Origin of the sequence: Kitasatospora sp. NPDC052896 (assembly GCF_044547075.1) — a bacterium.
Classification (GTDB): domain Bacteria; phylum Actinomycetota; class Actinomycetes; order Streptomycetales; family Streptomycetaceae; genus Kitasatospora.
Genome location: NZ_JBITZU010000005.1, coordinates 299,987 through 324,724, shown reverse-complemented (window position 1 = coordinate 324,724; position 24,738 = coordinate 299,987). Strand labels below are relative to the sequence as shown.

The 24,738-nt window shown below is 67.7% G+C and carries 29 protein-coding genes; all 29 read left to right on the top strand.

What is annotated here, in order from left to right:
• The first annotated feature begins 1 nt into the window (after window position 1).
• The 29 genes from ACIGXM_RS14255 (at window position 2) to ACIGXM_RS14115 (ending at window position 24,728) form a co-directional block, all read left to right on the top strand.
• A complete protein-coding gene (locus ACIGXM_RS14255; protein WP_396560472.1) occupies window positions 2-403 on the top strand; it encodes a GPW/gp25 family protein in 402 nt (133 codons plus the stop codon).
• A 95-nt stretch (window positions 404-498) separates the two neighbouring features.
• Entirely contained in the window at window positions 499-2,028 is a 1,530-nt protein-coding gene (locus tag ACIGXM_RS14250) for a baseplate J/gp47 family protein (RefSeq protein WP_396560470.1), read from the top strand.
• 11 nt (window positions 2,029-2,039) lie between these two features.
• Complete coding sequence (locus tag ACIGXM_RS14245) at window positions 2,040-2,792, top strand: hypothetical protein (RefSeq protein ID WP_396560468.1); 753 nt, start codon at window positions 2,040-2,042, stop codon at window positions 2,790-2,792.
• Between the two features lie 9 nt (window positions 2,793-2,801).
• The gene (locus ACIGXM_RS14240; RefSeq protein ID WP_396560466.1) at window positions 2,802-5,843 is read left to right on the top strand and encodes a hypothetical protein; all 3,042 of its coding nucleotides are present in this window, start codon (window positions 2,802-2,804) and stop codon (window positions 5,841-5,843) included.
• Window positions 5,840-7,909 carry a hypothetical protein gene (locus tag ACIGXM_RS14235; protein WP_396560464.1) on the top strand — a complete coding sequence of 690 codons (2,070 nt, stop codon included), beginning with the start codon at window positions 5,840-5,842 and terminating at the stop codon, window positions 7,907-7,909. The genes ACIGXM_RS14240 and ACIGXM_RS14235 overlap by 4 nt, the downstream gene beginning before the upstream one ends.
• 15 nt (window positions 7,910-7,924) lie before the next feature.
• Entirely contained in the window at window positions 7,925-8,242 is a 318-nt protein-coding gene (locus ACIGXM_RS14230; protein WP_396560462.1) for a hypothetical protein, read from the top strand.
• 149 nt (window positions 8,243-8,391) lie between these two features.
• On the top strand, window positions 8,392-9,252 hold the full coding sequence (locus tag ACIGXM_RS14225; protein WP_396560461.1) for a hypothetical protein: 861 nt from the start codon (window positions 8,392-8,394) through the stop codon (window positions 9,250-9,252).
• Between the two features lie 13 nt (window positions 9,253-9,265).
• Window positions 9,266-9,685 carry a hypothetical protein gene (locus ACIGXM_RS14220; RefSeq protein ID WP_396560459.1) on the top strand — a complete coding sequence of 140 codons (420 nt, stop codon included), beginning with the start codon at window positions 9,266-9,268 and terminating at the stop codon, window positions 9,683-9,685.
• Window positions 9,686-9,857: 172 nt separating this feature from the next.
• Window positions 9,858-10,424, top strand: a complete 567-nt coding sequence (locus ACIGXM_RS14215) for a hypothetical protein (RefSeq protein ID WP_396560457.1) — start codon at window positions 9,858-9,860, stop codon at window positions 10,422-10,424.
• Window positions 10,424-11,092 (top strand): ATP-binding protein, encoded by a 669-nt coding sequence (locus tag ACIGXM_RS14210; RefSeq protein ID WP_396560455.1) that lies wholly within the window; start codon window positions 10,424-10,426, stop codon window positions 11,090-11,092. Before ACIGXM_RS14215 ends, ACIGXM_RS14210 begins: the two co-directional genes overlap by 1 nt.
• Window positions 11,085-11,537: a hypothetical protein gene (locus ACIGXM_RS14205; protein WP_396560453.1), complete on the top strand. Its 453-nt coding sequence runs from the start codon at window positions 11,085-11,087 to the stop codon at window positions 11,535-11,537. The genes ACIGXM_RS14210 and ACIGXM_RS14205 overlap by 8 nt, the downstream gene beginning before the upstream one ends.
• Window positions 11,534-11,701 carry a hypothetical protein gene (locus ACIGXM_RS14200; RefSeq protein WP_396560451.1) on the top strand — a complete coding sequence of 56 codons (168 nt, stop codon included), beginning with the start codon at window positions 11,534-11,536 and terminating at the stop codon, window positions 11,699-11,701. The genes ACIGXM_RS14205 and ACIGXM_RS14200 overlap by 4 nt, the downstream gene beginning before the upstream one ends.
• Before the next feature lie 17 nt (window positions 11,702-11,718).
• Window positions 11,719-11,961 carry a hypothetical protein gene (locus ACIGXM_RS14195; protein ID WP_396560449.1) on the top strand — a complete coding sequence of 81 codons (243 nt, stop codon included), beginning with the start codon at window positions 11,719-11,721 and terminating at the stop codon, window positions 11,959-11,961.
• Complete coding sequence (locus ACIGXM_RS14190; RefSeq protein WP_396560447.1) at window positions 11,958-13,199, top strand: DnaB-like helicase C-terminal domain-containing protein; 1,242 nt, start codon at window positions 11,958-11,960, stop codon at window positions 13,197-13,199. The genes ACIGXM_RS14195 and ACIGXM_RS14190 overlap by 4 nt, the downstream gene beginning before the upstream one ends.
• Window positions 13,183-13,518 (top strand): hypothetical protein, encoded by a 336-nt coding sequence (locus tag ACIGXM_RS14185; protein ID WP_396560445.1) that lies wholly within the window; start codon window positions 13,183-13,185, stop codon window positions 13,516-13,518. The genes ACIGXM_RS14190 and ACIGXM_RS14185 overlap by 17 nt, the downstream gene beginning before the upstream one ends.
• Window positions 13,511-14,509: a toprim domain-containing protein gene (locus ACIGXM_RS14180; RefSeq protein WP_396560443.1), complete on the top strand. Its 999-nt coding sequence runs from the start codon at window positions 13,511-13,513 to the stop codon at window positions 14,507-14,509. The genes ACIGXM_RS14185 and ACIGXM_RS14180 overlap by 8 nt, the downstream gene beginning before the upstream one ends.
• Window positions 14,467-16,062, top strand: a complete 1,596-nt coding sequence (locus tag ACIGXM_RS14175; protein WP_396560441.1) for a DEAD/DEAH box helicase — start codon at window positions 14,467-14,469, stop codon at window positions 16,060-16,062. The genes ACIGXM_RS14180 and ACIGXM_RS14175 overlap by 43 nt, the downstream gene beginning before the upstream one ends.
• A 103-nt stretch (window positions 16,063-16,165) precedes the next feature.
• A complete protein-coding gene (locus ACIGXM_RS14170) occupies window positions 16,166-16,609 on the top strand; it encodes a hypothetical protein (protein ID WP_396560439.1) in 444 nt (147 codons plus the stop codon).
• Window positions 16,606-17,010: a hypothetical protein gene (locus ACIGXM_RS14165; RefSeq protein WP_396560437.1), complete on the top strand. Its 405-nt coding sequence runs from the start codon at window positions 16,606-16,608 to the stop codon at window positions 17,008-17,010. Before ACIGXM_RS14170 ends, ACIGXM_RS14165 begins: the two co-directional genes overlap by 4 nt.
• Window positions 17,010-17,465 carry a hypothetical protein gene (locus ACIGXM_RS14160; RefSeq protein WP_396560435.1) on the top strand — a complete coding sequence of 152 codons (456 nt, stop codon included), beginning with the start codon at window positions 17,010-17,012 and terminating at the stop codon, window positions 17,463-17,465. The genes ACIGXM_RS14165 and ACIGXM_RS14160 overlap by 1 nt, the downstream gene beginning before the upstream one ends.
• Window positions 17,458-18,138 carry a hypothetical protein gene (locus ACIGXM_RS14155; RefSeq protein ID WP_396560433.1) on the top strand — a complete coding sequence of 227 codons (681 nt, stop codon included), beginning with the start codon at window positions 17,458-17,460 and terminating at the stop codon, window positions 18,136-18,138. Before ACIGXM_RS14160 ends, ACIGXM_RS14155 begins: the two co-directional genes overlap by 8 nt.
• A 79-nt stretch (window positions 18,139-18,217) precedes the next feature.
• Window positions 18,218-20,110, top strand: a complete 1,893-nt coding sequence (locus tag ACIGXM_RS14150) for a DNA polymerase (protein ID WP_396560431.1) — start codon at window positions 18,218-18,220, stop codon at window positions 20,108-20,110.
• Window positions 20,111-20,140: 30 nt separating this feature from the next.
• Window positions 20,141-20,494 (top strand): hypothetical protein, encoded by a 354-nt coding sequence (locus ACIGXM_RS14145; protein WP_396560429.1) that lies wholly within the window; start codon window positions 20,141-20,143, stop codon window positions 20,492-20,494.
• A gap of 504 nt (window positions 20,495-20,998) precedes the next feature.
• Entirely contained in the window at window positions 20,999-22,045 is a 1,047-nt protein-coding gene (locus ACIGXM_RS14140; RefSeq protein ID WP_396560427.1) for a hypothetical protein, read from the top strand.
• On the top strand, window positions 22,045-22,350 hold the full coding sequence (locus ACIGXM_RS14135; protein WP_396560425.1) for a hypothetical protein: 306 nt from the start codon (window positions 22,045-22,047) through the stop codon (window positions 22,348-22,350). Before ACIGXM_RS14140 ends, ACIGXM_RS14135 begins: the two co-directional genes overlap by 1 nt.
• Window positions 22,350-22,829, top strand: a complete 480-nt coding sequence (locus ACIGXM_RS14130) for a WhiB family transcriptional regulator (RefSeq protein WP_396560424.1) — start codon at window positions 22,350-22,352, stop codon at window positions 22,827-22,829. The genes ACIGXM_RS14135 and ACIGXM_RS14130 overlap by 1 nt, the downstream gene beginning before the upstream one ends.
• Entirely contained in the window at window positions 22,811-23,710 is a 900-nt protein-coding gene (locus ACIGXM_RS14125) for a hypothetical protein (protein WP_396560422.1), read from the top strand. Before ACIGXM_RS14130 ends, ACIGXM_RS14125 begins: the two co-directional genes overlap by 19 nt.
• The gene (locus ACIGXM_RS14120; RefSeq protein WP_396560420.1) at window positions 23,707-24,165 is read left to right on the top strand and encodes a hypothetical protein; all 459 of its coding nucleotides are present in this window, start codon (window positions 23,707-23,709) and stop codon (window positions 24,163-24,165) included. The genes ACIGXM_RS14125 and ACIGXM_RS14120 overlap by 4 nt, the downstream gene beginning before the upstream one ends.
• On the top strand, window positions 24,165-24,728 hold the full coding sequence (locus tag ACIGXM_RS14115) for a hypothetical protein (protein WP_396560418.1): 564 nt from the start codon (window positions 24,165-24,167) through the stop codon (window positions 24,726-24,728). Before ACIGXM_RS14120 ends, ACIGXM_RS14115 begins: the two co-directional genes overlap by 1 nt.
• Window positions 24,729-24,738: the final 10 nt, after the last annotated feature.

Here is a 24,738-nt window from a genome sequence, read left to right as displayed (position 1 = left end):
CATGAGCGTCGTTGTGACCATCCCCTTCGCCATCGACCCCACCGGGGCCGTGGCGAGCACTGACGATCTCCAGCGCCAACTCCTGGACCGGATCCAGGCCCTGGTGGGCACACAGCCCGGCGAGCGGGTGATGCGCGCGACCTACGGCGTGGATACCGCGAGCGTGCTCTTCAATCCCGACCAGATGGCCAGCGTGCGCCTCCAGCTCGCGGTGAAGGACGCGGTCGCCGCCTACGAGCCCTCGGCCCGCATCACCAGCGTGAGCGCGAGCACCAACGACTCGCTGGGTCTGGTCAGCCTCCAAGTGCAGGTCGCCCGCAACGACGTGCCGGGCCTGGAGAGCGCGAACAGCCGGGTCGTCAACGTCGCGGTCGGAGGCACTGTCAGCTCGCTCGGTGTCTGATTACCGGCGCCTCTGCTTATTTCCTAGAATTCCTGTAGTTAGCCAGCACACGTTTCAGATCCGGTACCGCTGGCGGTACCGGAGGAGTGTGCCCGTTGGCTGACGATAACGCCGTCACGCAGATCGACTACACGTCGCGCGACTACGTCGGCTACCGCACGTCACTGCTGAACTACGCGACGCAGGTTCTGCCGACCTGGACCTCCCGGTCCCCGGCGGACTTCGGTGTGCTGATGGTCGAGATCTTCAGCTACCTCGGCGACATCGTGAGCTTCTACCAGGACCGGATCCAGGACGAGAGTTTTCTGGCCACCGCCACCCTGCCATCCTCCGTGATGGCCATCGCCCAACAGCTCGGATACGTGCCCTACACGGCGCAGCCCGCACAGGGTTCTGTCGCGTTCTCTCCGACGTCCTCGCTCACCGCGCCCACGGTGCTGCCGGCCGGGACCCAGGTCATCACGGCATTCCAGCAGAACCTCGATGCGCCGGTCTTCTACGAGACCCAGGACGACATCACGGTGCCGGCGTACACCACGCCGGTGCCGACCGTGGCGGTGACCGTCGTGGAGGGCCGCACCCAGGGCAGCCGTCCGGTCACGCTCTACCCCCCGACCCCGACCAGTGCGGCCGTCACGGTGAACGTGGAGGATCTCGGCGTCTCGTCCGGGGCGCAGTCCCAGGACTTCACGCTGGCGAAGACGCCGGCACTGCTCGATACCGTGCGCGTGATCCTGGACGACGGAACGGGCGGCACCGAGTGGACGGTAGCAACGGACTTCCTCCTCGCCCTGCCGACAGACCAGATTTTCACCGTCTACACCGACAACGCGGGGACCAGCCACGTCACGTTCGGCGACGGGATCAACGGGGCGATCCCTGCGACCGGGATGAAGGTCACCGCGTCCTACCGGATCGGTGGGGGCACGTACGGCAACATGCCGGCCGGGTCGATCGTGGACCTGGCGGCTGCCGTGCCGGGTATCCAGATAGCCGCCCCGGGCGGATCCTCGGACATGACGGGCGGCGCGGACGCGGAGAGCCTGGACCAGATCCGGGCGAACGCTCCCAGGGCTTTCCGGACGCAGGGTAGGGCGGTCAACCTCCAGGACTACGCGGACCTGGCGCTGAACGTCCAGGGCGTCGCCGACGCCATGGCGGTCGGTGTGTCGAACGCGGCCGTGTCCGTCTATGTCATCGGGCCGAACTACACGCCGTTGTCCGAGTTCCAGCGGGACCAGGTCGCCGCGTACGTGCAGCCGCTCTCGCTGGCCGGCGCCGTGGTGTCGGTGTTCAACGGCACGTTGGTCCCCATCAACATCGGGGGGCAGACGACGCCGATCCAGCTCGGGGTGCTCCAGCGCTACCGGCGTCAGAACGTGGTCCTGGCCGTCACGCAGAACGTCCAGAACGCGTTCGCCCCGGGCATTGTGGGGTTCGGCTCTCGCGTCTCGCTGTCCCAGATCTACGAGATCATCCAGTCCACCCCCGGCGTCGACTGGGTGCAGATCAACATCATGGCGCGCTACGACCTGCCGCAGTCCGGCACGGCCGACATCCTGTGCCGCGACTGGGAGATCCCCGTTTTCGGAAACATCTACATTGCCGCGAGCGGCGGAGTCTAAGGAGAATCCCGATGCCCGCCGTCTACCCGGTCGCCGTCAAGAGCTTCGTCGTCCGCACCGACACCGTCGACACGGTGTACGCGAGCAACGTCAACGATCTTCAGTACGAGGTCGCATCGATCGAGGCCACGCTGGGGGTGAACCCGCAGTCCTGGGCCGGGGTGCCGATCTACCCGGCCGGGGGTGTACCCCCGTCGGCGGCGCTGGCGACCACGACCCCCATGCAGGCCGCCACGTACGCCTCCGTCGCCGACCGGCTCACCGCGATTCAGACCCAGGTCGCGAACCTGACGCAGGTGGCCAACGCCTGGGCCTACCCGGTCAACGCCCCGCAGCAGCCGGCCGCCTCCGTCCAGTGCCCCGGGCAGATGATGGCCCCGGGCTTCCAGAACTGGCAGCCCATCCTGTGGGGCGGCGCCTCCTACGACAGCAACGGCATGTTCCAGGGCGGCGCCGACCTGCTGTGCCCGCAGTCGGGCTGGTACGTCGTGTCGATCTCGATCATCTCGGCCATCGCTCCGGTCACCGGCATCCACCACGCCATGGCGCGCCTGATGGTCAGCGGAACCGAGGTCGCTGGCGCCGGCTCACAGGTCCAGCCCGGGGTGGTCGACGCCCACCGGATCAACGTCTCCTGGTCGGGAGCCTGGACCGCCGGCCAGACGATCCAGGCCCACTTCGTGCAGGCCCCGGCCGACGCGAACAACGACCAGGTGCTGATCAGCGCGTCCATCTCGCTGACCTACCAGCGCCCCGTCAACTGAGGCCCGCGCATGGCGATCTACGGACTCGACCTCTACGGCAAGACCCTGTACGGCGCACCGGGGCAAGTCGTCTTCGACGCGAGCCCCATGCTCGCCTCCCAGACCGGCTACGGGGCCCTCCAGGTGACCTGGTCGACCCCGCAGCAGGCCTTCAGCGGCAGCACCCCGCTCACCTGGTCCCGGCTGCGGCTGGTGCGCAACTCATGGGGCGTGCCGGGCGCGGAGGACGACGGCTGGATATGCCTGGACCTGAGCGCGGGCGACGGGACGACGACGAACCCCCCGCAGCTCACCAACTCCTTCCTGGACGCGACCGTTCAGCCGGGCCATCTCTACTACTACGCGGTGTTCGTGGCCGCTACCGTCGCCGCGTATTCGGCGACGACGGTCTACCAGCCCGGCGACCTCGCCAGCTCCGGCGGACAGACGTGGGAGTGCCTGGGCGCGAACACGCTCGGAGTCACCCCGGGGGCCGGTGTGGCGCAGTGGGAGCTGACATCGATCACGACACCCTGGTACCGGTGCGGATCCGGCGTCGTGGGCCTGGCCGTGGCGAACGCCCAGTACACCCAGACGATCTACGACCTGATCCCCAGGCCGTACAAGGTCGCCGTGGTGGAGACCACCGCCACCTCGGTCCCACTCAACGATGACCTCTACAACTTCGTGTCGATCTTCGGGTTCCACTTCGACGTCATGAAGTCGGAGAACGACGCGCTGCTGCGCCTGAACGACATCCTGGGCTGCTCCGATCGGCAACTCGCTTTGATCGCGCAGCAGGTGGGCATTTTGGACCGCCTTCCCGGACTGCCGGAGCTGCGCCGGGCCTACGTGCGCGACGCCATGGCGATCCAGCGAGGCTCGGGGAGTGCCGCCACCGTCGCCGAGCTGGTCACCGATGTCTCCGGCTGGCACGCCGATGTCAGTGTGGGCTACAACGAACTGGGGAACATCGACACGGCCGCGTTCAGCAGCACCCGCGCGCTGCCCTGGAATGCGGGCGTGCAGTACTTCTCGGCATATGTCGGGGTCGGGGACCTGGTCACCTACAACGGGGTCCTCTACGAGGCCACCAACGGGACCGTGCAGTACTCCCTGTACAACATGCAGTCCTCGGTGGCCATCACCGGCTCGGGCACGATGCTCTACGTGCGTGACCCGGCCCTGGGCCATACGGACGTGGGGTACGCCTGGTGGCAGAACCCGAGCGTCGGCGACACGCAGACCATCACCTTCAACGTGACGCAGCCGCCGTCCGGCGGCGGATTCGGTCCGCTCGTGGCCTGGACCGCGACCCTCCTCATGCAGTTCTACACCGACCCGTCCAGCGGCAGTGTGACGATGTCGGTCGGCGGCACGCCGGTCCCCGACTTCACCATCGACCTGTACTCGCCGACCCGTCAGCTCAGCCCCCTCATCGAGGTCCCCGTACTCCTCGGGGCCGGTACCGGGCAGACCATCGCCCTGACCGTCACGGGTAGGGACGGGGTGTCCACGGGCTACGACGTCTTCCTCGCCCACTTCCTCGTCGTGCCCGGCGACGGCGTCAACCTCGGTATCACGCCCGGCACTTCAACGAAGTTCTGGACGCCGATCACCGTCGGCTCCCTCACCGACGGCGACACCCTGCGCAACATGCTCACCGACGGGCAGGCCAACTGGAACTTGCAGGACCCCTCGGGAGTCATCAACGCGCGCCCCGACAACCCGCGAGGTTCCGCGACCTCGATGCTCTGGGGCACCGTCCCCTTCGGCGCCACGCTCGGCGGATCCACCAGCCCAGGCCCCGGCAACTCCAGCGCCTACACCCTCCCGAGCGGGGCCACCGGCTCGGCCTCCGTCCAGCTGTACACCGGCGGCGGAATCCAGGCCACCGAATGGGACAGCGGCTCCGGGCCGGCCATCGCCCAGAGCTACCAGGCGGGCCAGCCCGCGTCACTCGGCGAGTACTACGGCGAGCCGAACGCCGTGTTCACCGCGCTGACCTACACGCGCGACGACTACCCCCTGAGCTCCCCGACGAAATGGCAGCAGACGTCGCTGGCCAACACCGTTCCCGAGCCCAGCGTGGTCCAGCGCCAATGCGTCCCGCTCACGCGCCCCCAGGTCTACTACCCGTTCGCCAGCTACGCGTTCCTGGACGTCGTCGCCTGGAACGGCCACATCTACCAGGCCGCCCAGCCCACGCAGTACAACGCGCCGACGGGCTACGACACCGACAACGCCTGGTGGCGCTGGCTCGGCCCGGACACCACCAGCTACACGTTCACGGTCTACCACTACCGGACCGCCACGGCCGCGAACCAGTACGTGCGCATGGAGATCGACTGGTTCGACCAGAGCGGCGCCTACATCACCAACGCGGTCGTCGCGGACAGCCGCCAGCTCCTCCTCGACCGCTTCGAGATCGACGGCATCTCCTACCCGGCGAACACCGGCAGCGCGCCGACCGGCTGGTCCACTCCCGCCGCCTGGCAGCAGGGCACCGGCATCCCCTGGGTCTGCGACTGGGGCAGCTGGAACGCACTCGACGGCCTCGCCATGCCCACCGGCTGGACGGTGGCCACCGGCACCTCGACCGCCACCAACGTCTCCATCATGCGCGCCGGCCGCGCCGTGTTCTTCCAACGGAACTGGGTCTACTCGGGTGCCAACGCCGACTCGATCTACGTCACCTTCGCCAGCCAGCCCGTCGACACCAGCGGCGCGAGCGGCGGCCCGTACACGATGGAGCACGGGATCGTCTTCCGCTACGGCGGCGGCCAGTACTTCCTCGCCTCCCGCGACCGGCTCACCTGGGCCAAGCTCACCTACGACGCCAACAACCAGCCGACCGGCACCCTGAGCGGCGCCAACTTCTCGACCCTGGCGACCTGGACCCCGCTCGCCAACGGCTCGCGCATGCGCGTGAGGGTCAACACCGCCACCATCATCGTGGAGGCCATGACCAGCGCCGCGCCCGGCACCTGGACCCAACTCGCCAACATCACCGGGAACACGACCAACAACACCAACAACGGCATCGGCTTCCTCGAAAGGATCCGGGCGTGAGCACCCCCACCTCCTACACCCCGCTGACCCTGACGGGGAATTCGACCTCCAGCGGGACCCTCAACCCGACCGAGCTCCAGATCTCCCCACTGTCGGTATCGGGGAACTCGACCTCCAGCGGCACCATCACCCTCACCACGAGCTCGGTCGCCGGAGCGATAGCCGACTTCGCCGTCACGCCCTGGCTGACCAGCGGCGCCGGCTACGCCGACCCCGCCCTCACCCACGTCACCGGCACCATCATCCGCAACGCGCCCAGCGACCCGGTGAACCAGTGGGTCCGCCTGTCGGTCACCGCCTCCGCCCCCCGGACCTACCCGGCCCAGGGAGGCACCCTCTACAACCGCGCCGCGTACGCGGGTATACGGGTCATCTCGGATGCGATGCCCACCAACTCCACCCAGCAGATCGCCTACGCCCAGCTGGAGAAAACCCCACCGGGCGGCTCCTACGACATCAACGTGGACCGCCCCGGCATCAACCTGCTGGACATCGAGCAGAGCAGCTACGAGGGCCGCGTCTTCTACACGCCCGACTTCTCGGCCATCCCGGTCGGCGCCACCTACACCCGCACCAACGAGACCGCCTCCTGCGGCCTCTACAGCGGCATGTACGTCTACAACACCCCACCGACCAACACCTACCAGACCGTCCAGTACTGGGGCACCTACCGGATCGCCGCCACCCAGCGAGCCACCTACGCCGACCTCGCCTACAACGCCCCGCCCGGCGCACCGGCCGCCGCCGGCAGCGGCTACTCCACCTTCGCGGTCCTGCCCATCCCCCAGGCCTACACCTCGGTCAGCTCCGGCACGACGGTCGTCACCAGCATCGCGATCGCCGGTCCCACCAACGCCCAGGGCGCGGTGCGCCTGTACGAGTACGACTCCAGCTACAACCTCATCCGGACCACCACGGGGCCGGCCACCACACTGCTGGGCACCGGCACCTTCACGACGCTGCGCTTTCACACCGTCCTCGGATCCACCACCGTGTGGGCCGCCGTCGCGCCGGTCGTCACCACCGCCACCGCCGTCAACACCATGACCTTCTTCGCGGACGAACACCGAATCTACGTCCCCAGTGCCCTGGCCCAGTCCGCACCCGGCACCACCCCCGCCCGCCCCTGGCAGCCACCGAAGCAACTGATCATCAAACTGCGTGCGACCAGGCTCAACTACTGCCAGAACCCCGGGTTCTACAACAGCGCCTGGGGCTACTACACGCGCATGCCCTTGAGCGTCAGCGCGACCTTCACACGCAACCTCACCGGCGGCTTCAACGGAGGCGCCTGCGGCGACCTCCTCATCCCGAGCCTGCCCACGGCCGCGCTCACCGGCTCCGGCGCGCCCACCTGGTGCGGGGTGGGCACGGACGCGTTCCAGGGCGTCGCCATCACGGGCATCCCGGCCAATACCTGGGTGACCCTCAGCGCGTACGTCCGTCCCGTCCAGGGGCCCGTTCCCGTCACGATCTGGGCGCACAACGGCGACTACCTCGTACGGGGAACCTCCACCCCCATGCTCACCGGCACCGCGCCGTACACCCGGCTGTCCGTCACCATGCTGACGAACGAGATCTACGGCGGCACGACCGTGCTGAACTTCGGCTACGCCGCCAGCGATCTCGGCGCGCTTTTCCCGCCCTCCGGAGGCGTCCCACCGGCCGCCAACCCGACGGTATGGTCCGTGACCACCTCGGCGGCCACACGCGGCGCCTGGAGCGCCACCACGGGCTACAGCGCCGGGGACATCGTCACGTACACCGACGGGCTGAACTACCAGGCGGCCGTCCAGAACGGGACGTGGGCGAGTGTCGGCCCGTTGGAGTTCTACGTCGACAACGTCCTGGTGGAGACCAGCCGGCAGCTCATGCCCTACTTCGACGGGAACTCCCCGAGCCTGGACTACATGTGGGAGCCGGTGCCCGCCGGCACGGCCGTCGGCGACACCCGCAGCCACTATTACCGGGGGAAAACCGTCACCCAATACCGTCTGGACACCGCCGTGCAGCGGTCGCTTCCCCTGGGCGCCCAGTACCAGCTCGTGTACACGCCCGCACCCTAGACAGGTGTTGTGCTGATGCCGCAGTTTCTCGTCCTCGGGCTCGCCGTGTTCTTCGTCTGGGATTCCCTCGGCCGGATGCTCCTGGCCATGGCCACGCTCTACATTCCCGATCCGGCCAAGGCCCCGGTCCGCTGCGCGGGCGTCTTCGCGCTGGCCTGGGCCGGCTACCACTACCTGCCCGTCGCACTCGCTGTCCCTCTCGCGCTCGGCGCCGTCGTCGGCGTGATCGAGCACACGGTCAGCGCGTTGCGCCATTCGAGTGAACGCGAAGCCCAGGCCGTTCAGCTGCGGCGTACCGCCGTTCGATCGACCCCGCCCTTCCCCCGGCCCTAGGGGCGCCTGGCCGGTGACACGAATGGCCCACAATCCGGGCCGCTAGGCCATTCGAGTGAATCGAGAACTCGTCGCGCGCCGTGCGATTTCCCGGCCCTCAAACGGGCCACGATCAGAGCCACGACCCGCCGAGCACATTGGAGGATCAGATGACCGGACTGCGTCACGTCACCATCGGCGTCATAGGCACCGGCACCGCCAACGGCGCACTCATCCATGACGCGTTGTGCGACCATTTCGACCTCGGGCCGGCCGACGAGGAGGGCTGCTACGCCCCCTCCGCCCGCTACGAGATCCGCCCCGTCCTGCCTGTCGGCGAGCGGTACGAGACCGAGTCCCTGATCGAGGTCTGGGACTGGGCGATGCGGGCGGACCTGCATTTCACGGCCCTTCACGACGAGACGGTGGGCGAGCGCACCCAGGACATCCTGGACAGCGTCCTGGAGCCCGAGGACGTCCGTACCGTCTCCGGCATCGCCGAGGAACTCATCGAGACCCTCGCCGGCGCGGAGAACCCCCTGCTCCTGGTCCTCAGCGCCGAGGGCGAGCTGGACGACGAGGCCCAGGAGGTCGCGGCCGGGGCGCTCCAGGCCGGCATTCCGGTCCTGGACCTGTCCCGCGCGCTGCTGGAGCTGGACTGGCGCGACCTGCCCAACCACTCGGCGCCCGCCGAGATCGCGGAGGACACCGGCGGCCAGCTCGGACTCGTCCTCGATCCGGGCCCCGAGGTGACGCTCACCGCCCAGGACGTCCAGGCCGTCCAGCAGGCCCTCACCATCACGGACTCCCTCCTCGGACTGATCACGACCGACGTGCTGGCCTACGCGAACGAGGTCTCCAGAGCCGTCCTGGCCGCTCGGGCGGCCCTCGCGCCCAAGCCCGAGCCGGTCGAAAAGCGCCCCGGGAAAGCGCACCTGGAGGTCTTCGACCCCGAGACCGGCACCTGGAAGCCGGCCGGACGCGGCCGACCCCGCAAGGGCGTCCAGACCCGGCTCGTCCCCCACAACTGAACGGTGAGGCGGCATGCCCTACGAGGTGCCCGTACACCGGATCCTGGCCCGCGTGCCCGAACGCGCGCGCCTGGCCTACACCACCCTGATCACCCATCCCGCCTCCAAATTCGACCCCCTCACCGGCTGCTCCTGCGCGTACATCACCCAGGACGCCCTCGCCGTGGAAATGGGCTGTTCACTGCGCACCGTGAAACGCGCCGTCGCCGACCTTCAAGAGCTCGGCGTAGCGAAGGTGTTGGCGTGGGCCGGGGCCACGACGGAAGTCGTGGTGCGGGTGACGGACGTCCGCGTCGACTCCGTTTTCGGCCCTATGCAGGCGTTTCTCGCGTCCCTTCCGCCCGAGCAACTCGACACGTTCGCGGTGCAGTTGCTGCGCGACCAGTGGGCCGAATTCGACGCGGAACTCCTTCGAGGTCGATCCGACGACTGAGGCCACAGCACGGGTGTCACCGCAACTGGCACCTCAACTGGCCCTTCGAGCGCCCGCGCTAAAGCACAAGCTCTAGCTAGAGCTTGGGGAGTAAAGAGACTACGTCTCTTTACATCCTGCAACCTTGACGGTTGCAGATCAAAAGCAGACCCGAGACCCGCGAGGAAAGATCGTGAAGCGCAGGAATTTCGAGGACCCCGACGCCGGACTCGACCAGACCGCCATCGCCCACTCCCTCATGGGCCGCCCCGCAGGCGACCAGGACAGCCCCTCAGCCGACGCGGACGACAACGCGCGCACTCCGCGCCGCCTGAGCGCCTATCAGGTCCGCCAGCGCCTCACCAAGGGCCGCACCCCGCGCCCGGACTCGGCGACCGGGCTGGCCAACGACTTCCTCGGCCAGTGCCCGACCTACTCGTGGACCGGCGGCCTGGAGCTCAGCAACTTCACCTCGATCGTCGGGATCTTCAGTGAGTTGCTGCGCGTGGGCGTCACCCCTGATGTCTGCCGCGCCATGACCCGGCTCTACTTCCAGCGCCTGGACGGCCGCACCCCGAACAAGGCGTACTGCTGGGACTTCAAGTGGCAGCGCCACGAACTGTTGCGCTCGCTCACCGACACCGGCGCCACCACCACCCCGGCCGACTACGCGGACTGGTCCAGCCAGCCCCAGGCCTCGCAGAGCGAGCGCGAGGCCTTCGCCGCCTCCTGGGGCCTGCCCCCCACCCCGGAGTCCTGATGCGGATCACGACGGACATGGACCCCGAGCGCGCCCTGTGGGCAGGCACCGGGCTCGACCCGCGCCACCGCGCGCTGAGCCTGGCCCACCCGATGTTCTCCGAGCGCAACACCGACGAAGTCCGCGCCGCGATCGAGTGGGTGAAGGGCTTCACCGAACGGCAGCGCAAGACGCCCGACGGTCTGCCGGCCCACCCGCGCATCCACGGCCAGGGCCTGCTGCTGGCCGGCGCGCCGGGCACCGGTAAGACGACCTTGGCCGCCGCCGTGGCATGCGACATCCGGCGCCTCGGCTACCGGATCTTCTTCGTCCGATACCCCAACTACGTGGACGCCGAGCGCCTCGTGAAACGCGTCGGCGAGGACGCCGACCAGGCCTACATAGCACGGGCCCACAGCACCATCTCCCGCGCCGAGGACGCCACCCTCCTCGTCCTGGACGACGTCGGCCACGAGCACCTGGCCGCCGGCAGCCGCTTCGCGGAGGACACCCTGGAGAGCATCCTGCGGAATCGTTTCTCCACCGGCCTGCCGACCATCATCACGACCAACCTGAGCGGCGACCAGTGGCGCGGCCGGTACAGCGCCGCCCTCCGGTCCTTCATCACCGAGGCCACCCGGCTCATCGGATTCCTCGGCGACGACCTGCGAGGCGGCGGCCATGCGTGACGGCGACATCTCCAACATCCCCGAGGGCAAGCTGATCTACGTGGTGTGGGAGGGACTTCTCGCGGTCCCCACCGAGCGGTACACCGCCACGCGGTTCCGGCGGCGCCTGCGGTTCCGCAACCCCACCCGGGCCCTGGAGCTGTACAAGACCAACGACCTGGCCGTGGACCAGCTCTGGCGCCTGTGGGCGGAGGACCAGCAGGTCGCCGTCGTCACCTTCCTCGGCGAACGTGTCGCACCCGCCCTGGCCGAGCGCCTGGCCGATGACGCGGTGCCCTGCGCACGCCTGATCGCCACCACCGTCAGCCACCTCGCCTCCCACGTCGCGAGCGAGCCGGACGTGCTGCACGTCGTGGACCCCGAACCGCTGCGCCGCCTCACCTACGGCTCCATGGGCCGCTACATCGCCGCGCACGACGCCGCCCTCATCGGACGCCTCCTGTGAGCGTCAGGCCCGAGCACGCGCCCGGCCCCGGCGTCACCTGGCACACGCGCGTCGTCACCGCCGAGCGGGTCGTCCCGGACGACACCCCCGAGCCCGAGGTCGCCGCCAAGCCCAACCGCGCCGCCCGGCGCGCACTGAAACGAGCGGGCCGCAAGAACCGCTGATCGCAGGGAGAACACGCATGCCCGAGCGCATCACCGTCCAGCTCCACCCCTCCACCGTCGACCACCAGGCCCTGATCGAGTACGCGGGCGAGAACCAGGCACTGCCCATCATCGGCTGGGCCGTCGTCCTGACCATCGGCGAGACGCCGTTTCCGCAGCTGACCATCGAGCCGGTCGTGGAGGACGACTGCCACGGCCCGATAGCCCTCGGCGACCTGCTGGCCGAAGGCGAGGCGCTGAGCCTGCTGGAGGTGCTGTGAGCACCATCGAGGAGGAGGTCATCTCCTACATCGCCGCCACCGGCGACCTCGCCACCGTCATCGACAGCGGGATCACCCCGGACCATTTCCTCGACCCGGACACGAAGAACGTCTTCACGACCATCCTGGCCTTCCGGACCGATTTCGGCGAGGCACCCACCGCCGACGTCATCCTGCGCGACCACCCCAACTTCACCTTCACCGAGGAGAGTTCGGGACCCATCGAGTACCTGATCCGTGAGCTGCACACGGAACGGGCCCGGCTGATGGTCGAGCTGGGCCTGGGTGCTGCCGGAGACGCCCTGGAGGAGAGCGGACCGCAAGCTGCCCTCGACGTCCTGCGGGTGGTGCAGACCCAGGCAACCTTGGCCACCGCCACCTCCCAGGAGATCGACTTCGCGAAGACCGGCCCGCAGCGCCTTGAGGTCTACCGGCAGGCGCGCGAGAACCCGTCCCAGCTCCTCGGTATCCCGACCGGCTTCCGCTTCCTCGACAGGATCACCCAGGGCCACCAGCGCGGTCGCGTACTCGGGCTCACGGGGCTGGCCAAGAGCTACAAGACGACGGTGATGCTCGGCATGGCGCGGACCGCGTTCGAGTTCGGCGCCAAGCCGATCGTGTTGAGCTTCGAGATGCCGCACCAGGAGATCGCCAGGCGGCTGGACGGCTTCACGGTCCAGATCAATCCCCAGGACCTGTTGACCGGCCAGACCTCGGACAGGGACTGGCGCCGCCTGGAGAGGGCGCTGCTCGCCGATCAGGGCGAGAAATCCCTGATCCTCACCGAGGACCGCGCCGGCTCCATGACACTCTCGGGAATCCAGGCCAAGATCGACAAGATAGGTCCGGACATCGTCTTCCTGGACGGCGCGTACTTCCTCTTCGATGAGATCACCCGGGAGAGCAACACACCGCTGGCGCTGACCAACATCTCCCACGGCCTCAAGTCGCTGGCGCTCAACAACGACCTTCCCGTGGTGTACACGACACAGAGCCTTCCCCACAAACTGGGCAAAGACGGCCTGGGCCCGTACTCACTGGGATACACGAGCGCGTGGGCCATGGACGCCGACTTCCTGATCGGCCTGGAGCCCACCGAGGACGAGTCCGCCTCCCGCATGAAGCTGCTCATCGCCCGCCATGCCCCCTTCCCCCAGGAGACGCTCCTGGCCGTGCACTACGACCCGCCGAGGTTCGAGGAAGCACCGGAAGAGACCGCGTATGCCCTCCCCTACTGAGCCACCGGAGGGCGCCCAGGAGCCCCGGACGAAGGCCTGCCGGCTGTGCCAGGAGGTCAAGCCGCTCACAGCCTTCTACCGAAAGCCCAGTGCCCGCGACGGGCTCGACAGCCGTTGCAGGGAATGCTGCGCCGCGTACATGCGGGGCTACTGGCTCCGGAATCCGAAGAAGCGCAAGGAGCAGGATCAGAGGTACCGCGAGCAGAACCGCGAGAGGCTCAACAAGAAGAGCCGCGACGCGTACTGGAAGGACCCCGAGAAGAGCCGGGCGCAGAAGCTGCGCGAGTACTACAAGCGCAAGCAGAAGCGCGATGGGTAGCAACTGGGACTTCCTCGCGGCCTACTCGAACCCGGTCCCCGCCGACGTCCCCGAAGCGCTGCGGCGACTCGGCCTCGACCTCCTGCGCGATGCCGGCGACGAGCTCCAGACCCGCTGCCCCATGCACCTGGCCAACACCGGCCGCCCCGACCGGCACCCGAGCTTCTGGGTCAACGCGTCGACCGGGCGCTTCCTGTGCTTCTCCTGCGGCTATAGCGGGCTCTTCGTCCAGCTGGTGGCCGACGTTCAGGCCTCCACCCGGGAGGAGGCCCTGCGCTGGATCGCCCGGCAGGGCCTCTACCGGCTACGCGCGGCCGAAGAGCCGCCGAGCGAACCCGCGCCGGAGCCGGTGACGGTCACCGAGGCGTCGCTGGCGCTGTTCACCGAACCGCCGGCCGACGCCCTCGCCACCAGGCACCTGACGGCCGAGGCGGCAGCGGCGTACGGGGTCTTGTGGAGCCCCCGCGAGAAGCGCTGGATCATCCCGATCCGCGACCCGGACACCGGCACCCTCCTCGGCTGGCAGGAGAAGGGCGGCCACCACTTCCTCAACTACCCGGACGGCGTTGCCAAGTCCACCACGCTGTTCGGCTACCACACCCCCCACGCGCACACCAGCATCCTCGTGGAGTCCCCCCTCGATGCGGTGCGCCTGGCCTCGCTCGGCATCACCGGCGCGGTGGCCTCCTACGGCGCGTACGTCTCCGCCGCGCAGATGCGCCTTCTACGGCGGCGCCCCGGCGTTCTGATCCTCGCCCTCGACAACGACACCACCGGCCGCAAGGCCCGCGACCAGATCTACCGCATCTGGCGCCCCCGGGGAGTCCGCATGCGGTTCCTCGACTACGCCGGCATCACCGCCAAGGACCCCGGCGACATGGCCGACGAAGAGATCAGACGCGCCGTCGACAACGCCTACCTCCCCTTCACCAGACACAAGGAGCTCGCGTGTTCACCGGAAAGCTCTACCCCTACCAAGAGGAAGCGGTAGCCGACGTCCTCGCCCGAAGAAGAGTCCTGGTCGCATACTCCATGGGCACCGGCAAGACGGTCCTCACCATCGCCGCCCTGGAGGAGATGCTCGGCACCGGCGCGATCAACAACGCGCTCATCGTTGTGCCGGCCTCACTGAAGTGGCAGTGGGCGCAGTCCCTTGCCCGGTTCACCGATGTCGACACGCGCCGACTCGACCTGCGCGGAGTCGAGATCACCGTGCCGATCGAGGAGATGTGCATGGTGGTCAATGGTGACGCCTCGCAACGCGCCCGGCAGTGGGAGTACGCCGGCCTGACCAACCCCGACTACGCGATCATGTCGTACGCCGCGTTGCGCAACGACTGGGACCACCTACTGCAACACCCCTTTGGCGCCGTGGTGCTGGACGAGGCCACAGCGATCAAGTCGTTCTCCGCGCAGGTCACGAAGAAGGCGAAACGCCTCCAGCCCGATGTGCGAATAGCCCTGGCCGGCTTGCCAGTTGAAAACAAGCCGGAAGACGTCTACTCCATCATGGAGTGGGTGGACCGGTCGGTCCTGGGCCGCTGGGACCTGTTCGACAAGTCCTACATCGAGAGAAACGGATGGGGGGCGGTCACCGGCTACAAGAATCTGCGGCTGCTGAACTCCCGGCTCCGGCGGGCCATGATCCGCAAATCACGGCTCGATCCGGAGGTGGCCCGGTACCTGCCCGAGGTCGCGGAGACCACGCGCAGCGTGACGCTGGACGCCGCCACGCGGCGGTTCTACCGCCTGATCCTGGCCGACCTCAACGAGGCGCTGGAGGAAGCCGCCGAGTCCGGCTCGCCGGTCGACCTGGCGGCGTACTACGCGGGCACTTTGAGCGAGGAGGACAAGCGGGCGCAGGGGAAGGTCATGGCGCGGCTGCTGGCCGCGCGGATGCTGCTGTGCCACCCCGCGTTGCTGATGGACTCCGCCGAGGCCTATCACGAGGGCAGGGGGCAGGGGTCCCGGTACATCGCCGACTTCATCGCGGCCAGCTGGGAGTACCCCAACCTCGTGGCCACACCGAAGCTGGACGAGCTCGACCGCCTGGTGTCGGAGATGACGGCCGAGCCCGGCACGAAGGTGGCGATCTTCACGTCCTACCGGCGCATGCTGCCCTACCTCGCGCAGCGGCTGGACCGTCACGGCGACCACGTGCTCTTCCACGGCGAGATGAGCTCCGACCAGAAGGCCGGCGCCAAGGCGAGGCTCCAGGACGACCCCGCGTGCCGCCTGTTCCTCGGCACCAACGCCGGCAGCTACGGGCTGGACCTGCCGGAAGTCGAGTACTTGATCAACTACGACCTGCCCGACGGCAAGGGAGTACTGGACCAGCGCAACACGAGGCACGTCCGCGCGAGCTCACAACACGCGCGCGTGTACGTGGTGAACCTGGTCGTGGAGGACTCGGTGGAGGAGCGGCAGAAGGCCACGCTGGACCTGCGCGGTCGGCTCTCCAGCTCCATCGTGGACGGTCGCGGCTCCGACACGGTGCCCAACGACGTGGAGTCCCTCTCGCAGCACCTGGGGCGAATTTCCTAGTCACCCCAATGGACCTATGCGTCATTTTTTCCGACCCATAGGCTGATTCCGGTAGAGCCGAGTAGCTCCCGCAGCAACTCCGTATTCCGAAAGGGCTACACCCATGCCGGAAGACGAACCTGGACCGATAGCAGAAGTTCCTTTCGACCCCATTCTTCCGTCGGTTCGACGGTGGGCTGTCCTCAAGCGCGAGGCCGAGAAAATCAGCGCGGAACGTGACCGTCTCCGTGACACGATCACCCGGGCTGTCATCGAGCGCGGCTATCACGACCATAAAGGCAGCCAGTATCTCGACCTGCCCATGGAGATCGAGGGCCTGACGCGCATCAAGCGTGAACGCAGGGTGGCTGTCACAGCCGATGCGGAGATCGCCGAGGAAATCACCCGCAGCAAGGGTGAGGCCGTCTATGCACGCGCCTTCCCCTCCGTTCCGACCCTCGACACGGAGGAACTGTACGTCCTGCTCCAGGAAGGCGTCCTGAGCGAGACGGAACTGGACTCCATATTCGTCAAGCGGGAATCGTACGCATTCAAGGGGCTCGCATGACCAGACCCAACCTGGAACAGTCGCGCTTCTACTGGGAGCGCCTTCACGCGATCAAGCGGGCCAGTGGCCAGACGTGGAACCAGCTGGCGGCCGGCGTCGGCCGGGAGCCCGGCTCGCTCAGGCCGTGGGTCACCGCCAGCAAGCTCGCCCGCAACGCCCGGCGCGGCGGCAGCCTCCCGCACCACATCGTGATCCGGCTCGCGGCGAGCCTCGGGCTCAGCGCCTCCGCCCTCTACACCTTCCTGCCGGAGCCTCCACTCAGCGCGGCCTCCGCCGGCTTCACGCTCTTCACCCACTGCGAGCGCTGTGACCCCGAGCTGGCCGACGAGGTCTTCCGTGTCATCGCCGCCACCTTTCCCGAGGTCGTGCGCCGCGTGGTTCCCGAGTGGGGCAGGGACTGATGGGCACCCCCTCCCGGCCGTCGTACGACACCTATCCCGGCACCTCGCGCCCCGTCGCAGCCCCCCTTGGCCACGTGACGATGCACGCGATCTCGTACTGGGACGAGGACCCGATCTACAAGCGCCAAGGCGGCCAGCTGCGCGAGTTCTTCGGGATCGGCCACCTCGCCGCCGCGCTGCAACGCTCCCCCAAAACCATCTACAAGTGGGAGCGGGCCGGACTCTTTCCTGCCGCCACCTTCATTTTCAATGGGGCCAGCAAGCACGGCCAGAGGCGTCTCTACACGCGGATTCAGATCGAAGGCGTGATCCGGTTCGCCCAGGAGGAGGGAATCCTCGGGGGAAACCGGCGGTACATCGGCAGCACGCTTTTCCCGACGAAGTGCGCGGAGCTGTTCCGCGCCACTCACTCCGTTCTTCCCGAGCCGATCCAGGATTGGAATCAGCATGCCTGAGCAGCGTACCTTCGGCCGTCGCCGCAGCCTCCCCGCCAAGACCACCAGCGCCCCCAAGGAATCCCCGAAGGCCGAGCCGGGTCCGGCCAGCGAAAGCAGCGGCTGGGGAGCCATGGACAAGCTCGCCGGCCAGGCCGGAGGCGACCTCTACCTCAAGGTCTCCGAGGACCCGACCGTCATCAAGATCATCGACGCCGACCCGTTCGATAACTATGTGGCGCACTGGGTGGAGGAAATCCGGGAGGGCAGCAAGTCCGTCCGCTGCTGGGGCACCTCGGAATGCCCGCTCTGCGGAATCGGGGACAAGCCGAAGAAGTTCGCCGCGTGCTTCAACGTCATAAGTTTCGAGGACCCCGAGGTTCCCGAGCTGCGGGTGTGGGAGGCCGGGGTGAAGATCGCCCGGCAGCTCAGAGACATCGCGCTCGATGAGCGGCGCGGGCCGCTCGACCGGGCCGACCTCTACTTCACCATCGCCCGAACGCAGAAGGCGAAGGCGACCGAATACCACTTGGAACGAATCCGGGCGCGCGACCTCGCCGAGGAGACCGGCATCGAGCCCCTGGACGAGGACGAGATCACCCAGTTCGTCGCCGAGCGCCGCACCGAGCCGGTCAAAGAGTTGCTCGACTCCGCCGAGATGGGCGACCTCGTGAAGACGCTGTTGGACGACTGACCTCCTCCTTCAAGCGCCTCCGCCGGCCTGTGACCATCCACCGGGCCGGCGGGGGTCCAAGGCCGTCCCAGGAGGACTCGTGCAGCCCCCGCAGCTTGTCACCACCCTCGAAGCGCTCCACCAGACTGTCGAGTACTACAGCGCCCACGACGCCTTCGCGTTCGACGTCGAGACCTCCGGCAACAACCGAGGCGTCGCCGCCGTCAACAACGTGACCTGGCTCTCCCTGGCCACCCACGGCGCCGCGACCGTCATCCCGCTCGGCCACCCCAACGGGTACGAGCGCATCCGGAAAGCGGGCTGGCGCAAGAACAAGACCACCGGAGAACGCGAGACCATCGAGGCCCAATTCAGCGAGGCGCCACCCCAGTTGCGTCCCAGCCAGGTCTTCGACGCCCTGCGCCCGCTGATGTTCTCCGACCGGACGAAGGTCGCGCACAACGCCACGTTCGACCTGCTCACCGTCGCGAAGTACTTCGGTGCGTACCCGCCGCCGCCGTACGGGGACACCATCGTCGCCGCGTGGCTGCTGAATGAGAACCGCCTCCTGGGCCTCAAGCCCCTGGTGCGGGCCCAGTACGGCCTCGACTACGACACCGAGAACGTCGGAAAATGCGTGGAAGCTCACGAGTTCGGCAAGGTGGCCACCTACGCCTGGCTGGACGCCAAAGTCACCTGGCTGCTGTGGCGCCGCATGCGCCCCCAGATCACCACGCAGAACCTGGAGAAGATCTGGGGCCTGGAGATGGAGGTGCTGGACTGCCTCCTGCACATGCAGGCACCCGGCGCGCCGATCGACATCGCCGCCCTGGAGCAGCTGCGCGACGACCTGCGCGCCGAACTCGTGGGCCGTGAGGCGGCCGTCTACCGTGCGGCCGGCCAGCACTTCAACCTGGCGTCGGTGCCGCAGAAGCAGAAGCTGCTGTACGGCGACCCCCCGGAGGGCCAGGGCCTTGCGCCCAAGAAGTTCACCAAGACGGGCGCCCCGTCCACGGATGCCGACGCGCTCGGCTACCACAAGGGCAACCCGCTGGTGCGCGAGATCCTCGGCTACCAGGAGCTCGCGACGATCCTCCATACCTACGTGCAGGGCTACTTGGGGGACGAGGACCGGCCCAGCCAGATCTTCCACGGCAGGATCTACCCGTCCTTCGCGCAGTACGGCACGGTCACTGGGAGATTCAGTTGCAGGAATCCGAACGTGCAGAACTGGCCGCGCCCGGACAGCCTCTACGGCAAGCGCATCCGCGACCTGTTCGAGCCGCCGCCCGGGTTCAAGTTGCTGGTCGCGGACTACGCCCAGATCGAGCTGCGGATCCTGGCCCACTTCGCCGGAGTCGGCATGTTGTGGCAGGGCTTCTGGGATGGGATGGACGCCCATGTCGCCACCGCAGCGGCGGTGTTCGGGGTGCAGCCAGGGGACGTCACCAAGGACATGCGCCAGGTGGCCAAGGGCCTCGCGTTCGCCATCATCTACGGTGCCGGCCCCGGGAAACTCGCGGACATGGCGGGGATCTCCGTCGCCAAGGCGCGCGCGTTCATGAAGACGCACGAGCGGCGGTTTCCCGAGGTGTACAAGTACAAGGACTTGATCCTGCGGACCGTGCGCTCCCGTCGGCCGGAGCCGTACCTGCACACGCTCCTTGGCCGCCGTCGCCGCCTGCCCGACCTCCTGTCCCCCGTTCCGGCGCAGCGCTCGCGGGCCGAGCGGCAGGTCGTCAACAGCCATATCCAGGGCACCAACGCCGACTTGACGAAGCTCGCGATGGTGCGCTTCAACAAGGCGCGCCTGCCCGGGATGCAGCTGATGCTGACCGTCCACGACGAACTCGCGGTCCTGTGCCCGCAGGACATCGTGGAGGAGGGCGCGGTGGTCCTGCACGACGCGATGGCCGGCCCCGAGATGCAGCTCCTGGGAGTCCCCGTGATCACCGACGTGAAAATATGCGACCGCTGGTCCGAGGCAAAATAGGCGTTTGCCACCGCCCCATATATTGGAGCCATGGACCTGGAATTCAGCGACAGCGCTTACCATCGGGCGTTCCGCGATATGGTGCGCGACGTCGTCGCATGCTCGGACTTCCCGAGATTCTGTAACTCCCTTGGCCTTGTCCCTTCCAGCGAGGAGGTGGACGACCGGGAGCACCGGGACTCGCACAAGCGCATCGACCGGGTGCAGCCCATCCTGGACGAGATCACTGCCACAGCGGTCCTCGCGGCCGACACCGTGCACGCCCTCTTCACCGGCTCCTGTGAGGACGACGACGAGATGGACGTCTACGTGGCCATTTCCCGAATCTGTGTCACCGGGGCCATCATCCGCCTCATCGACCAGGGGAAGCTCCAGGTTCTGTAAGACCTGCCCGGACCTCGGGCAGCACCTCAGGGAGGAAACGTGAGCAGTTTCTGGGCCGACAAGCTCGCTGGCACATCCGCGCACCCCGCCCCGGCACAGGCGGCGCCACCCCGGGCTCCGTGGCTGCCGACCTACGCGCCAGCGCCTGCTCCCGCCGCGCCGCAGCCCGTGCACGAGCAGGCGCCAGTGCCGCGCCCAATGCCTGCCCCCAGTGCGCGGCAGGCGGAGCAGTGCCCGAACTGCGGGGAGGGGAACTACGGCAGGGCGACCCCGAATACAGCGCCCTGGTGCATGGACTGCAACTATCCGATCCTGCATTCGACGTCCGGCGCCGTCGTCCCCAGCCGGAACAACACGCCCGTCAGAGCGTCGCTTCGACAGGCGCCCGGTTCCGAAAACACAATGAAACTCATCGCGCATATTTAATCGCCACCCGATTGGTCTATACTCGGGATTTTTTGACATTCATAGAGTTGAGCTCCTCGAATGCGAGAGGAGCCCATTGTGCTGAGCGATGACGCCCGCGCACTGATGGCCAAAATCAACAAGCGGTGCGGTGACGGGACGCTCGTCATCGCCTCCCAGATACCCCCGCTTCCCCGATTCACCTCCGGCTCATTGAGCCTGGACGTCATGCTGGGCGGCGGCTGGCCCGGAAATCAGTGGATCGAGATCGTCGGCGCCGAATCCTCGGGGAAGACCACGATCGTGCACAAGACGATCGCCGCCAACCAGCAGAAGGATCCCGAGTTCACCACCCTGTGGATAGCCGCCGAGGGCTACGACCAGGAGTGGGCCGAGGATCTGGGTGTCGACACCAGCCGGGTCATGGTGCACACCACCAACTCCATGGAAGAGGCGTACTCCGCGATGCTGGAGGCGGCGGAATCCCGGGCGGTCGACGCGATCGTTCTCGACAGCTACCCGGCGCTCATCGCCGCCGACGAGGACGGCAAGGGGATGGACGAGTTCTCCATCTCCCCCGGCGCCCGCGTCACCGGGAAGTTCTTCCGCAAGGCCGGCCAGGTCACCAAGCGCTCCATGGTCCAGGAAGAGCGCCCGCTGCTGTGCATCATCATCAACCAGTGGCGTGACAAGATCGGTGGGTTCGCCCCGCACGGCGCGACTCCCCGAACAAGCCCCGGCGGGAACGCCAAGAACTACGCGCACTACGTCAGGCTGGACGTCTCCAGGACCGAGTGGATTGACGAGAAGCGGCCCGGCAAGGGCATCGCCCGCTGTGGCCAGGTCATCAAGCTCAAGACCCTGAAGAACAAGAGCGCACCGCCCCAACAGGTCGCGTCCATCAGGTTCTTCTTCGCCGACTCCCCCTCCGGCTTCCGCAAGGGGGACTACGACACCGCCGCCGAGACCGCCGCGATGGGCGTCCTGTACGGCGTCATCTCCCGCGCCGGCAGCAGCGGCTGGTACAGCTTCGGGGAGAAGCGCTGGAACGGCGAAGGGGCCCTCTCAGCGGCCATCACCAAGGACCCCGAGCTCCGCGCGCAGATCGACACCGAGGTCCACGAAGCCATCGCCAAGGCCCGCTGATGGACCCCCGGATCCGCGCCTCGCGCCGGCAGGAGAAGAAGCTCGCCCACGACATCGGCGGCCACACCACGGCCGGCTCCGGCAACGGATGGGCTGTCAAAAACGATGTCCGCAACCCCGAGTGGTCCATCGAGTGCAAGACGACCACCAAGCAGTCCTACACCCTCACCCACGCCGCACTGACGGCCGCCGAGAAGAACGCCCTCCTCGACTTCCGGAGGATGGCCTTCGCCATCGAGATGCGCGGCCGGACCTGGGTGGTTCTTCCCTACGAGACGTTCGTCTCCCTCATCGGGGAGGACTGATGGCCATCCGCCCCCGCGTCCCGTCGCCCGACTGGTCCGAGCACCATCACCGGGGCGCCGCCAAGTGCCGCAACCTCCCCGAGGAACTCGCCGACCCCGAGACCTTCTTCACGAACGAAGAACTGGCACTGGAGATCTGCAACGGAACCCGCGACGGCATCGTCTGCCCACGACGACTCGAATGCCTGCGCAACAGCATGCTCAACCGCGAAGCGTACGGGATCTGGGGCGGCATGCGGCCGGCCGATCGCCTGCGCATGCGCATGCGGTACCCCAACGCGCCCGAGCGCTGGACCTGGCACCCCGAGCAGCACCTACAGGAGGAACCGGCATGCGCTGCTGCAACGGATGCGCCGACTGCATCACCCGAGCCGATCCCCCCTACTGGGACGCCTGCTGTGGATGCGGCGGAGAAGACGACGGACCTGCTGAAGCGCTTGGACCGCAGCGAGGAGGAATCGTGGCACGAGGTGGCATAAAGCCCGGACCTGGACTGGCGGCCTACCTGGAGGCCACCAAGTCGGCCGACATCCTGTTCGGTGCCGTCCAGAAGCACATCCTCGTCAAGGCGACGAGGCCCGACGGCCGGCGCCAGGACGTGCTCCACCCGTCCGAGATGATCAAGCCCGACTGGTGTCACCGGGCGGCCTTCTACAAGCTGCTCAACCCACCCCCCAAGGGTCCCACCACCTTCGTGCGCGAAAACGTCTTCCAGGAGGGCCACAACACGCACGCGAAATGGCAGAAGTGGCTCCAAGAGATGAAGCGACTGGGCGGCGACTGGTACTGCGAGAGCTGCCGTCAGACCTTCTGGGACGACGAGACCCCCGAGCTCTGCCAGCTGTGCTCCAGCCCGCTACTCACCTACGCCGAAGTCCCGCTGAATGCGCCGGCCCTGACGATCGGAGGCAAGAGCGACGGCTACTGCCCCGAGGACAACTGCTTGATCGAGATCAAGACTCTGGGCCTTGGCTCCATCCGCTTCGAAGACCCGAAATTTCTCGCGAAGTACGAGCTGGAGATGGAGGGACGCGGCCAGGTCGTGGACCTCGTCCGGATGTGGCGTGACTTCCGACGGCCACTGCCGCAGGCGCTCCGCCAGGGCCAGCTCTACCTCTACCTCGCGCGGCATTTTGAGGACCTGTGGGTCGACCGGATCACCTACTTCTACGAGTTCAAGCCGACTCAGGAAGCCAAGTCCTTCACGGTCCTGTACGACGAGTCCATCTCCGAGCCGGCCATCGAGGGCGCGCAGCTGATCACCGACGCCCTGGCCGCCGGCCGACCGCCGCGCTGCAACATCAACCCCGGTGGTAGCTGCAAGAACTGCCGGGCCTTGGACACGGCGGGTGCAGCGTGAGTACGTGGAAGACCTTGAGCGGGTGGGGCTTCGAGCCCGAGCAGCGACCCAAGTCGGGTGTGCCCGAGATCCCCGAAGACATCACCGAGCTGACCGACCAGCAGCTCATGGCGCTCTTCAGCTCCTACACGGCCTGGACGGCGTACGCCGCGCACCGCAAGGCGACCGCCGAGAGCGCGCTGCGCGATGCCCAGCAGCAGCTGCGGTACGCCACCGCCGTCGCCTCGGTCCGGGCGGTGGGCGAACGGACCGTGGCGGGCCGCAAGGCAGCTGCCCAAGCCTCCCCGGAGGTTCGGGAGCTGGAGGCCGAGGTCGCCGACACCACCGATGTCGTCGAGGCTCTGGCCGTGGTGCATGAGAACACGCGAGCCAAGGCGCAGTTGGTCTCGCGTGAGCTATCACGGCGCATCGCTCAGGAGAACCACGAGCAGCGCACCGCGAAGTGGGGTGTGTGATGGGCCTACTGCCCGCGTACATCGGCATTGACCAGTCCTACAGCGCGTTCGCGATCATCCTCCACGTGGAGGATCCCGCAGGCCCCGGCCATGTGGAGCATCTGCTGGACTTCTCCCCCGAGCGCGCCGGTCGGGGCGTGGCGCGCCTGGCCCACATCCACCGGACCCTGCTCGCGCTGTTCGAGGCGACGGACATCGGCTACGACGTGCGCCGCGTCGTCATGGAGGGCTACGCACCGGCCAGCCGTTACAACCGGGAGGCGCTCGGGGAACTCGGGGCGGTCACGAAGCTCGCCCTCGCAGAGGTCTTCGGCTTCGACGGCCGCGTGAGCATCGCCCCGCCGACATCCCTGAAGAAATTCGTCACCGGGAATGGTGCTGCGGGCAAAGACCTGATGCTGCTGGCAGTCTACAAAAAGTGGGGAGCCGAGTTCTCCAGTAATGATCTCGCGGACGCCTACGGCCTCATGCGAATCGGCTATGCCCTGGAGAACGGGACGCAGCTCAAGTACGAACGCGACGTGCTCGACGCCATGCGGAAAACCCCAAATACCGGCCCGTAAATGCCACACG

Excerpts from the sequence above, each read along its gene's own strand:
- ACIGXM_RS14220 (WP_396560459.1), top strand. The coding sequence starts at position 9,266 with ATGCCCTACGAGGTGCCCGTACACCGGATCCTGGCCCGCGTGCCCGAA.
- ACIGXM_RS14255 (WP_396560472.1), top strand. The coding sequence starts at position 2 with ATGAGCGTCGTTGTGACCATCCCCTTCGCCATCGACCCCACCGGGGCC.
- ACIGXM_RS14230 (WP_396560462.1), top strand. The coding sequence starts at position 7,925 with ATGCCGCAGTTTCTCGTCCTCGGGCTCGCCGTGTTCTTCGTCTGGGAT.
- ACIGXM_RS14240 (WP_396560466.1), top strand. The coding sequence starts at position 2,802 with ATGGCGATCTACGGACTCGACCTCTACGGCAAGACCCTGTACGGCGCA.
- ACIGXM_RS14185 (WP_396560445.1), top strand. The coding sequence starts at position 13,183 with ATGCCCTCCCCTACTGAGCCACCGGAGGGCGCCCAGGAGCCCCGGACG.
- ACIGXM_RS14155 (WP_396560433.1), top strand. The coding sequence starts at position 17,458 with ATGCCTGAGCAGCGTACCTTCGGCCGTCGCCGCAGCCTCCCCGCCAAG.
- ACIGXM_RS14145 (WP_396560429.1), top strand. The coding sequence starts at position 20,141 with ATGGACCTGGAATTCAGCGACAGCGCTTACCATCGGGCGTTCCGCGAT.
- ACIGXM_RS14195 (WP_396560449.1), top strand. The coding sequence starts at position 11,719 with ATGCCCGAGCGCATCACCGTCCAGCTCCACCCCTCCACCGTCGACCAC.
- ACIGXM_RS14210 (WP_396560455.1), top strand. The coding sequence starts at position 10,424 with ATGCGGATCACGACGGACATGGACCCCGAGCGCGCCCTGTGGGCAGGC.
- ACIGXM_RS14135 (WP_396560425.1), top strand. The coding sequence starts at position 22,045 with ATGGACCCCCGGATCCGCGCCTCGCGCCGGCAGGAGAAGAAGCTCGCC.
- ACIGXM_RS14130 (WP_396560424.1), top strand. The coding sequence starts at position 22,350 with ATGGCCATCCGCCCCCGCGTCCCGTCGCCCGACTGGTCCGAGCACCAT.
- ACIGXM_RS14225 (WP_396560461.1), top strand. The coding sequence starts at position 8,392 with ATGACCGGACTGCGTCACGTCACCATCGGCGTCATAGGCACCGGCACC.
- ACIGXM_RS14165 (WP_396560437.1), top strand. The coding sequence starts at position 16,606 with ATGACCAGACCCAACCTGGAACAGTCGCGCTTCTACTGGGAGCGCCTT.
- ACIGXM_RS14205 (WP_396560453.1), top strand. The coding sequence starts at position 11,085 with ATGCGTGACGGCGACATCTCCAACATCCCCGAGGGCAAGCTGATCTAC.
- ACIGXM_RS14180 (WP_396560443.1), top strand. The coding sequence starts at position 13,511 with ATGGGTAGCAACTGGGACTTCCTCGCGGCCTACTCGAACCCGGTCCCC.
- ACIGXM_RS14115 (WP_396560418.1), top strand. The coding sequence starts at position 24,165 with ATGGGCCTACTGCCCGCGTACATCGGCATTGACCAGTCCTACAGCGCG.
- ACIGXM_RS14170 (WP_396560439.1), top strand. The coding sequence starts at position 16,166 with ATGCCGGAAGACGAACCTGGACCGATAGCAGAAGTTCCTTTCGACCCC.
- ACIGXM_RS14245 (WP_396560468.1), top strand. The coding sequence starts at position 2,040 with ATGCCCGCCGTCTACCCGGTCGCCGTCAAGAGCTTCGTCGTCCGCACC.
- ACIGXM_RS14160 (WP_396560435.1), top strand. The coding sequence starts at position 17,010 with ATGGGCACCCCCTCCCGGCCGTCGTACGACACCTATCCCGGCACCTCG.